Source organism: Dickeya oryzae, assembly GCF_009372235.1.
Classification (GTDB): Bacteria; Pseudomonadota; Gammaproteobacteria; order Enterobacterales; family Enterobacteriaceae; genus Dickeya; species Dickeya oryzae.
Genome location: NZ_ML762924.1, coordinates 80628 through 90085, shown reverse-complemented (window position 1 = coordinate 90085; position 9458 = coordinate 80628). Strand labels below are relative to the sequence as shown.

Below are 9458 nucleotides of genomic sequence, written 5' to 3'. Positions count from 1 at the left end.
AACAAGTAACAAGTAACAAGTAACAAGTAACAAGTAACAAGTAACAAGTAACAAGTAACAAGTAACAAGTAACAAGTAACAAGTGTAAATTACTTTACTTTAACTGATCTGTATTTGGTAAATAATATAATACAGACAGGTTTAATCTGGATAGTAATAATCAAAATAATGACAAATAGTCTACTTGATTATATTGAGCCACAATATAATTCTCGCTTTTCTTCCAAAAAACATCAATGAAGGAGCAAACAAGGTGCATTGCGTGCGTTTTTCACTTTCGGCTCATCTCGCCCGCACAAATGGCGTCATTCCCCGCACATCAGATCATCAATACTCCGTACTCACCGCACACTCAGGAGATGTCATGATGTCTGTCTTTCAGTTAAGAACCTACACATTGAAAACGGCGGCAGCGGCCAGCCAGTACGCTGAAATCTGGTATCGTCACATTGAGAGCCTGAAACTGTTCCACATCGCAACGCACGGTGTTTTTCGCCCACAGGAGAATGACCGCCAGGTGGTGGCGCTGGTGAGTTATGCCGATGGCGTGGACATTCAGGCAACGACGCTCGCTTACATGTCCAGTGATGCATTTCATGCCGATATGGCGGGATTTGAGATGGCGATGATCGAAAATGTAGAGGAAACGCAACTCGTTGCCTTACCCGCCTCACCGCTGCAATAACGCTAACCCCATTCTGGGGAATACCTGCCGTCAGGCAACCTGTGGGTTACCTGACGACGTGACCACCAGACGGAAGGTGGCGGTTGGATAACGCGGGTTACAGCGTCTGCCCCAGTGCCTGACGCAGGTACGCCCCGGCACCCAGTAGCCCCGGCTGCGGGTGCGTTATCATAAACACCGGAATATCGGCCAGATAATCGCGAAAACGGCCTTTGTCTTCAAAAGCGCTGCGAAAACCGGAGTTACGGAAGAACTCAAGAAAACGCGGCACAATTCCGCCTGCGATATAGACGCCGCCAAACGTGCCAAGATTCAGCGCCAGATTGCCGCCAAAACGCCCCATCAGCACGCAAAATAACGACAACGCCCGCAAACAGTCGACATCGCTGTGCGCCAGCGCGCGTTCAGACACTATCTGCGGCGTCAGCGCTTCCGGTACCCGATCATCTGCTTTCACGATCGCGCGGTAAATATTCATCAGACCCGGCCCGGACAGCACACGCTCAGCGGAAACATGCCCTAATTCCTGACGCAACACCTGCAACAGGATGTCCTCTTCTTCGCTATTTGGCGCGAAATCGACGTGACCGCCTTCACCCGGCAGGCTCAGCCATTTCCCGTCAACCGGTAACAGATGCGCCACCCCCAGCCCGGTCCCGGCACCGTATACCGCCACCGGCTTGCCTGCCACGGGCGCTTCGCCCCCGAGTTGAATCACATCTTCTGGCGTCAATACCGGCACCGCCATGCTGACGGCGGTGAAATCGTTGATCACGGCCAGGCGATCAAACCCCAGATTCTGCTGCATCGCCGAAATGGAAAACGCCCAATGGTGATTGGTCATCGACACCCAATCGCCGGTCACCGGGCAGGCGATAGCGATACAGGCCGCTTTGATGGTGAGATCCGCGTGTTCTGTCAAAAACAAACGAATCGCCTCTTCCAGACTGTCGTGTTCCTGAACCGCGTATTGTTTGCTGTGCGACAGATGCCCATTCGCCAGTTCACACAAGGCGAGACGGGCGTTGGTGCCGCCGACATCACCTACCAGCGCATACTGATGCATAAATTACGTTCTCCCATTGAAATGTCACCATGCGTGCCCGGGCACACAGAGAAAGCTGTGCGCCGCTATGCGAATAACAAGGCTATGCGAATAGCAAGGCTACGCGAATAGCCAGCACACCGAATCTCGCTCATCTTCACTGGTCATCCATGTCATCGGGGGAAACGTAACACGATAAATCAGGCCGTTTCCCCCCGTTTCAGCCGCAGCATAAAATCCCGAAAAGCGGGGATCAGGTCACGAAACAGCGCCTCTTTGCGGTGGACTATCACCACTTCGCCAAATAGCTTTAGACCTGTGCAAAACGCGGCGACATCCGAGTCCGGTAAGATCCCTTTTGACCGAACTTTCTCAATAATTTCCAGAATATCGTCATGGTTGGTGGCGTCAAACGTCAGTGAACAATTTTGTGGCTTATCGTCGCGATTATCGGTGAGATTTTCCAGCGTGATACGAGAGAGATAAGGCAGGTTTTATCCTTGCAGCTACGTGAGAGCGGCGCAGGTGCGCACTGATCTGCTGCAACGTGCCTTTGCCGACGTAACAGCGCAAGAACGCCGCCAGTTCGCACGGGTATTGCAGAAAGTGAAGGCGAATCTGGTCGCGCCGGGCTAATTACCTGACTGCAGACGAATATCTGACTGACGCCCCGTCACGCACCGGTATTCAGGATATCCGTACTTTGCGCATCCGGCTGGTAGATATCCTTGCGAACAAACGTCCAGGCATAGTCCTGACGATTGATAGGCTCGTATCCGATTTTCTGGTACAACCACGGCGCGGTGGAGGTCAGCAGCAACTGACGGCGCAGGCGTTGCAGCCGCGGGTGCCGGATGGTGCACTCCACCAGAAAACGCCCTAACCCAGCCCCTTGATGTGCAGGTAAGACAAAGACATCACACAGATAACCGAATGTGGCGAAATCCGTCACCATGCGGGCAAAACCAATCTGACGCGCCTGATGGTACAACCCAAAACACAAGCTGTTGGCGACAGACAGCGCGACCGTTTCCCGGTCGATACCCGCAGCCCAACTGGAGGTGGTGAGGTAACCATGAATGATGTCCAGGTCAAGCCGCTGCGGATCCGTCGAAACCTGATAGTTCTCTTGTTCCCATTGTGCTGACACTGCTTACTCCTTCTGGCCGTGATGAGAATTCATCATCTCACCAGAGCGCCTTGCTGCACAACGCTGACCATAACGGTAGACCCACACTTGCACCACCAGCAACATGGTCAGCGGTAAACCGTGGAACAGCACAATCACCGCCGCAGGCGTCCACCAGACATAGAATGGAGCCACCAGCAGCATACCGATACCGAACCCGGTCATCTGCATCAACGTCAGCAGGCTAAAAATAGGTAACCGTAGGGATTCCGGCTCGCTTTGCGCACGGGAAATCAGGCTCACTTCCGCTACACCATCGCCAATACCCGCCCACACCACAAACACCAACAGCCACGCCAGCCCGGTTTGCTGGAAGGTCAGAATAAAACCGGTGGACATCAACGCCACCCCGATAAAAAAGGCCCGTTCCATTGTCCGCTGCTGCCCTTGCCGGAGCAAAACGCCGCTCCCCCGCGCCCCTGCGAATTTACCCACCGCCCATAACGCCAGCATCAGGCCCATGGTCTTACTGGCGCTGTCGGGCGAGATCAATGCGGACAAGACCGGAAAGCCCACGTTATGCGCCGCACTGCCAAGCGTATCCGCCATACTGACGATCAGCATGCCTGCCAGCATCGGTGCGCCACGCAACCCTTCCCGCAGTTGCCGCCATTCGCTGAACCGATCGCGCTGGCTCGCCCGGGGCTGCGGTGTTTCAACCATGCGTAACGGCAGAATCAACAGCGCGGCGGCCAGATAAGTGGCGACATTCAGCATAAAGACCACCGGGTAGCCGAAACCGGCAACCAACAGGCCCGACACCAGACTGCCTAATACCGCGCCACTGGCTGCCACCGAGGTCAACCAGGCATTGGTGGTCAGCCGCAGACTGGGCTCCACCCAGTAAGGCAACTGGCTGTTAAGCCCAATCGCAAACATGGCATTCCCCACCCCGACCCCGAGCGCAATCACCGGTAATAACGGCAGTTGCCACGCAGGTGGCAACACCAGCAATAGCGAAAGCAACGCTGCCCGCAGCAGGTCAAACCCCACCAACGACGAGCGCCCCTGAAAACGTCGAAAAAACGGCGTACCCACAAGGCTTGCCAGCAACCCGCCCGCCACCCGACAAGCCAGAAAAATACTGACGTTTACCACACTGTTACTCAGCAGATAAACGTAGGTGGACAACGCCACCATGTTCAGAAAGGCGCCAAAATCGGAAATAAAACGCGCCGCGATAATCAACCCGGCGTTACGCCGGGATTGCCCGATGTCACTCTCATGATGCTCAGCCATGACGGATTACCCTTTGTTTTCCCTGTGATGTTCCCTGTTGTAGTGTGTGTCTGCTGTATTACCGACTGTATTACCTGCTGTTTTTTCTGTTGTCTCGTCTGCTAGCTCTCCTGCACCGGCCGGAACGTCACCAACAACAAATCCCGGTAAGCTGACGTCGCCTCTGCGACCGGGCAAACCGGTCCGGCACGGTGATATAACGTTTTATCATCCACAATCAGGGTCTCCAGGAACCGGCTCATTGCCGTTGCCAGCAATGGCGGCTCATGTTCCTCAGCGGTGGTGAAAATTTCTGACACCACCGGCTGCGTCCCCTTACTTTGGATAAAGTGCATGCAGATCCACGCCATCCCATCCTGATGGATGCCGGACGTGGTCGGGCTGTTGTTACCTTTTTCCGCCCTGACCCGGAACTGATGGATGTCGATAGCATACGACTGTTCGGCGGCCAGCCACGGGCGTATCATCGCCATATCAGTTGCTACGATGCGTTGTAGTAACGGATGGTGGATAAACCCCGCTTCGGCATACTGCAGGCGGTTTGGCCCCGCGTTGTAATCAATGTTGTAGGTAACCGTAGAGCAATAATCCGCATCCGTGTTCAGTTGCAGCGAGCGGTCAGGATGGCAGAAAAACCGCAGGATCCGCCGTTCGCGGCGGGTATAATTTTTAAAATTTTCATCCTCGACTAAATTATCCCAGTAGGCTTTGAAGCTCTGTTCTTCCTCGGGCTCTACGGCAATCCATTCCTGGCTGGCGTGAAGATGACAATACCCCTGTTGCCTGAGTTGTTCGGTAATGCCGTCGGCCATACCGCCGACATTGAACCTGTTTGCATTCATGTTGTTTACATTCATGCTGTTTATATTCGGCCTGTTGATATACATGGTGGTTTCCTGATTTAGCGCACGACGGCGGTGGCGGGCGACACGCCGCTGTCGATGTCACTCGGTGTTGGGCCTATCAACGGGCGGAGATGGTGTTGCAGCGTCTCGTACAACGCCTGCGCATCCTGTGCGGATGCAACCCGAGCCCATCCTTTGAAGAGGTAGTGTTCTTCGATATCCGCATCCACGTAATGCCCCACCGGATAATGGCCAAACGCCAGCACAGCCGGGTGGCGTTCCACCCACGACAGGCCGTTAAAACCGTTGAAATAGCCACTGGTGGGAGGATAAATCGCAAACATGGCATAGTGCTGAGCGTTGCTGGAAACTCGCTCACAGGCCATCTGTAGCGATGTCTCTACCCCGTTATCCGCCAGTAATAAAGACAGGTACAGATCGTACGGGTCCAGCCCGGCGATATCCTGAAACGCCGCGTTCACATACAACCCACCCAGACGCGGATTGACCTCGATAACCACCGGCCCTGACGCCGTCATCCGAAATTCGACGTGTGCCACCGCGTAGGTCAGCCCCAACGCCTGCAAACAGGCAACGGCATAGTCCTGAATAAGCTGTTGTTGACGCGCAGAGAAAGCCACCGGCGGTGTAATCAGCAGATTTTCCAGCACGGTCGTGCCCTGTGTGGTCAGTAACAGTTTTTCGTTAATCAGCACCGGGAAAACCGTCTGCGATGTCGCCACGCACTCCACACTCCCTTCAATGCCGTCAATATAGGATTCCAGCAGCACGGAACGGCCTGGCACATAGTGGTGTGAATGTCCGTCAAGGTCGGTAAAACGGCATGATTCACCGTAGAAACTGGCTACTGAAGCCCGATCATACTGTTCGATAAACTGGTGGTAATACGCCTGCAACTGCGGCCAGTCGACGCATTTACGAATAAACGCGGAAGCCGCCCCGTAGGGCGGTTTCGCAATCAGCGGGTAGCCCACCCGCTCGGCTTCGCGCTGTAATTCCGCTTCATCGTGGCACAGCGCGTACGCCACCGACCGGACACCGGCCCGCTCCAGCGCCTGTCGCATCAGGAACTTGTTATTACACTGCTCCACCGCTTGTGCCGTGCTGTAAACCAGGCCATGACGCTGGCACAGCTCCGCCACCAGACACCCCATCTGCCCAAGCGGCGAGGCGTGCCCGGCATGGCACAAGACTGCCCGCACCTGATAACGCTCCGACAGTTGTTGCAGCAGCACATCCAGCGAAGCCACCGACAGCGTCGGCAGCCAGAACACGTCATCGCTGTCTGCTTCCAGCCGCTGTCGCTGCCGGTGACCGGTCCATGCCGCCGTCAGGCACAACAGCCCCCGACGGCGCGCTGCCGCAAAGTGCGGCTCACGGTAGGTATAGACCGGCACCGCGGTATCATTCACATCCACAAATAAGATGGCTTCGGGTTTCATACCTTTTTCTCCTTGTGTCGCCACGTGATACCGTTTAACTGTCCTGCCAGCGACAAACATCGCCCTGCCAGTTGGTGAAACGGTAAAAGCGCTCGCCATCGATGTCTTCAAACTGCGGCATGTCTTGCGCACTGCTCAGCAATGGGACGGTGAACTTCCCTTTCGCATGGGGCAGCACATATTCCGGCAAGGCAATATTGGATACCCGACGTTTCAACCGGTTCATGATGGCAATCGCATTGCGGATCGATGCTTTATATTCCGAGGCACCCGGAGAAAAAGGCATGAAGTGATACAAATAATAGGGCTTCACCCCCATACGGTATAATTCAATAAACAACTGCCTGAGCGTGTCTTCATTGTCATTGACACCACGCAGTAGCGGCATATTGGAAAACACAATCGGCACGACCTGCTGAATACGTTTTACCGCATCACGAAAGGCATCGCTTAATTCCAGCGGATGGCACACATGCACCCCAAAGGCATTGACGCGATGACGACGCAGAATATCCAGTAACGTGTCAGTAATACGATAAGGATTAAAGGTCAATGAGCGGGAATGAATCCGGATTAACAGGGAATCACGGATATTACGGATTGCTCCCAGACATTCATCCAGTTTCGCGTCCGTCAGCATCATCGGATCGCCGCCACTGAGAATCACCTCCTCTACGCCCGGCGTATCGCGGATATAATTCAGTGAATCCTGAAAGGCTTTTCTTCCGGCATTTTCTTTTTCCGAATCGACCTTTAACGTCCGCAGTGCTTCAAAGCAGAACTGGCAGTAGGAATTACAGGTATTCACCATCCGCAGAATGACCCGATTGTCATATTTATGCTGACAAATCGGCGTTTTCATTTCATGCGACAGCTCCCAGTTTTCTGATTCACCGTCATAACCGGTCGCGCCGTCATCGAGCCAGAACGGCACCACCTGGCGCCACAGCGGGTTGTCGACAATATTCTTATACCCGGCTTCTTTTATCAGGTTGGCATAATACGGCGTGATCTGCATCTTCCGACTGGCAAGATTATGGGTAATTCGCTGCGCGATTTCATCACTCCAGCCGCCACAGGCTGCCCGTAATGCCGGTTCATCACGAATGGCATTTTTCTGCTGCCAACGCCAGTCTGTCCACCCGGAACGCCCTTCTGCCGGAAATAACGCCAGTTCGGTTACCGATATATCCATATTGCCTCCGTGTTTACCGTATTTATAGAGATACAACACCACATCAGGCTGCGAACCATTATTTCCATCACAGAGAAGATCAACCGATAAATAACCGCATCACGTCAGCACTCAATAAGCAAACGACTAACGTGAAAAGGTAAAAAGCGCTTCTCTAAAAAGAAATAATGATATCAGACAGATGACACACCACCTTGATATCCCTGTTCCCTGTTGTACTGGTTAACGAAGAAAACACCTGACGTTACAGGCAGTAATAAATAAAAAACACCTTTCCAGAGATAAATGCATACACAGAGGCGTCACCGCCTCACGAAAGTCATCATCTGGAATTAATTCATTTTGAAATAATTTATTCTTTTGGGCAGTTTATTTAAAAAAAACCATGCCATGACGGGTGATAAACACCATCATCGCGACACTTTCTCTGAAATAATCCTATTGTTATTATTCTTATAACAAAATGCGTTTTTTGCAAACCATCAATTAACATTTTAATATCATTTTTCCCTATCGCCACGGTTTTCACCGCTGGCGTGGCGGCAGAACAAGAGCGCTATCAGGCTAAACAAGAACACTATCAGGCTAAAATAGTCATACCGCTTTTCTCCCCATCCCGCGTATTCTGATGAAAACAGCATCATGAGAACCTGATAACACCTGAGGAGAAACGCGTGGCGATAACCCTTCCTGAAGCACTGATTCCGGTGGATCCCCGTTTTGGCTGCGGCCCATCACTGATCCAGCTTGATGACCTGACGCACCTGAAAGATAAAGGGCCACATTTGCTGGGCACCAGCCATCGCAAAGAACCGGTGCGCGCACTGTGCCGCGAGATTCAGCAAGGCCTGCGGGATTACCTGTCGGTACCGGACGACTACAGCATCGTACTGGGTAACGGTGGGGCCACCGCGCTATTCGATATGGTGGGCCTCGGGCTGGTCAGAAAACGCATCGTTCACCACACCTGTGGTGAGTTCTCAGAGAAGTGGTTTAAAGCCTCGCGCCGCATCCCGTGGATTGAGGCGGACAACGTCGCGGTGGCATACGGTCAGGCGAATTCCACCTTCGTGACACAAGGCGCTGACGTGGTGGCCTGTACGCTGAATGAAACCTCCACCGGGGTGATGAATACCCTGTTACCCGAGGTAGGGGAAGACTGTCTGCTGGCGATAGATGCGACCAGTGGTGCCGGGCAAATCGCCTGTGATCTCTCCCGTGTGGATGTCTTTTTCTTCTCGCCGCAAAAAGTATTCGCCAGTGAAGGCGGGCTATTCGTGGCAATTCTGTCGCCGAAAGCCAAAAAGCGGATCGCTGAGGTAGCCGCTGATCCCAGCCGTTATATCCCGGCGTTCGCCGACTGGCGGCTGGCGCTGAGCAACAGCGAGCAGCAGCAGACTTACAACACACCTGCGGTGGTGACCCTGTTCCTGTTCGCTGAACAGGTGAAGCGCATGAATACGCTGGGTTTCGCCGAAGTAGAGCGTCAGGCGGCGGAGAAAGCCGAACTGCTGTATCAGTGGGCCGCCGAACGGGATTATCTGTCCGCCTATGTGGCCGACCCGGCAGCCCGTTCCACCACCGTTGCGACCATCGACCTGGCCGATACGATTTCAGCAGACAAGCTAACCCGTTATCTGGACGAGCAAGGGCTGGCGCACGGTATCGAAGGTTATCGGGCGTTGGGGCGCAACCAGTTACGCATCGCGTTATTCCACAACATCGCCTTTGACGACCTGAAAACGCTGACCGCGCTGATCGATTTTCTGGTTGCCAGCGGCGAATTCGCCGCCTGAT

General features: G+C 53.7%; 10 protein-coding genes. 2 read left to right on the top strand and 8 right to left on the bottom strand.

All coding sequences use genetic code 11. The features are described 5' to 3' along the window. Positions 1-364 precede the first annotated feature (364 nt). Entirely contained in the window at positions 365-685 is a 321-nt protein-coding gene (locus tag FAZ14_RS10410; RefSeq protein ID WP_016941601.1) for an NIPSNAP family protein, read from the top strand. Positions 686-782: 97 nt separating this feature from the next. On the opposite strand, the gene glk is transcribed toward FAZ14_RS10410, so the two are convergent. The 8 genes from glk to FAZ14_RS10365 form a co-directional block, all read right to left on the bottom strand. Further along, positions 783-1751, bottom strand: coding sequence for a glucokinase (glk, locus tag FAZ14_RS10405; protein ID WP_016941602.1), 969 nt, complete (start codon positions 1749-1751; stop codon positions 783-785). A gap of 179 nt (positions 1752-1930) precedes the next feature. After that, positions 1931-2197: a DUF3861 domain-containing protein gene (locus tag FAZ14_RS10400; protein ID WP_268906965.1), complete on the bottom strand. Its 267-nt coding sequence runs from the start codon at positions 2195-2197 to the stop codon at positions 1931-1933. A 206-nt stretch (positions 2198-2403) separates the two neighbouring features. Further along, positions 2404-2880, bottom strand: coding sequence for a GNAT family N-acetyltransferase (locus FAZ14_RS10390; RefSeq protein ID WP_038926772.1), 477 nt, complete (start codon positions 2878-2880; stop codon positions 2404-2406). A 3-nt stretch (positions 2881-2883) separates the two neighbouring features. Then, a complete protein-coding gene (locus tag FAZ14_RS10385) occupies positions 2884-4158 on the bottom strand; it encodes an MFS transporter (protein ID WP_038926771.1) in 1275 nt (424 codons plus the stop codon). Positions 4159-4259: 101 nt separating this feature from the next. Next, a complete protein-coding gene (locus tag FAZ14_RS10380) occupies positions 4260-5000 on the bottom strand; it encodes a 2OG-Fe dioxygenase family protein (RefSeq protein ID WP_050567129.1) in 741 nt (246 codons plus the stop codon). Positions 5001-5059: 59 nt separating this feature from the next. Further along, complete coding sequence (locus FAZ14_RS10375) at positions 5060-6466, bottom strand: ATP-grasp domain-containing protein (RefSeq protein ID WP_153508492.1); 1407 nt, start codon at positions 6464-6466, stop codon at positions 5060-5062. A 34-nt stretch (positions 6467-6500) separates the two neighbouring features. Beyond that, positions 6501-7661 (bottom strand): KamA family radical SAM protein, encoded by a 1161-nt coding sequence (locus FAZ14_RS10370; protein WP_016941609.1) that lies wholly within the window; start codon positions 7659-7661, stop codon positions 6501-6503. A gap of 500 nt (positions 7662-8161) precedes the next feature. Further along, positions 8162-8302: a hypothetical protein gene (locus tag FAZ14_RS10365; RefSeq protein ID WP_153508491.1), complete on the bottom strand. Its 141-nt coding sequence runs from the start codon at positions 8300-8302 to the stop codon at positions 8162-8164. A 33-nt stretch (positions 8303-8335) separates the two neighbouring features. Between FAZ14_RS10365 and FAZ14_RS10360 the strand changes: the two genes are divergently transcribed. Continuing rightward, entirely contained in the window at positions 8336-9457 is a 1122-nt protein-coding gene (locus tag FAZ14_RS10360) for an aminotransferase class V-fold PLP-dependent enzyme (protein WP_016941610.1), read from the top strand. Position 9458: the final 1 nt, after the last annotated feature.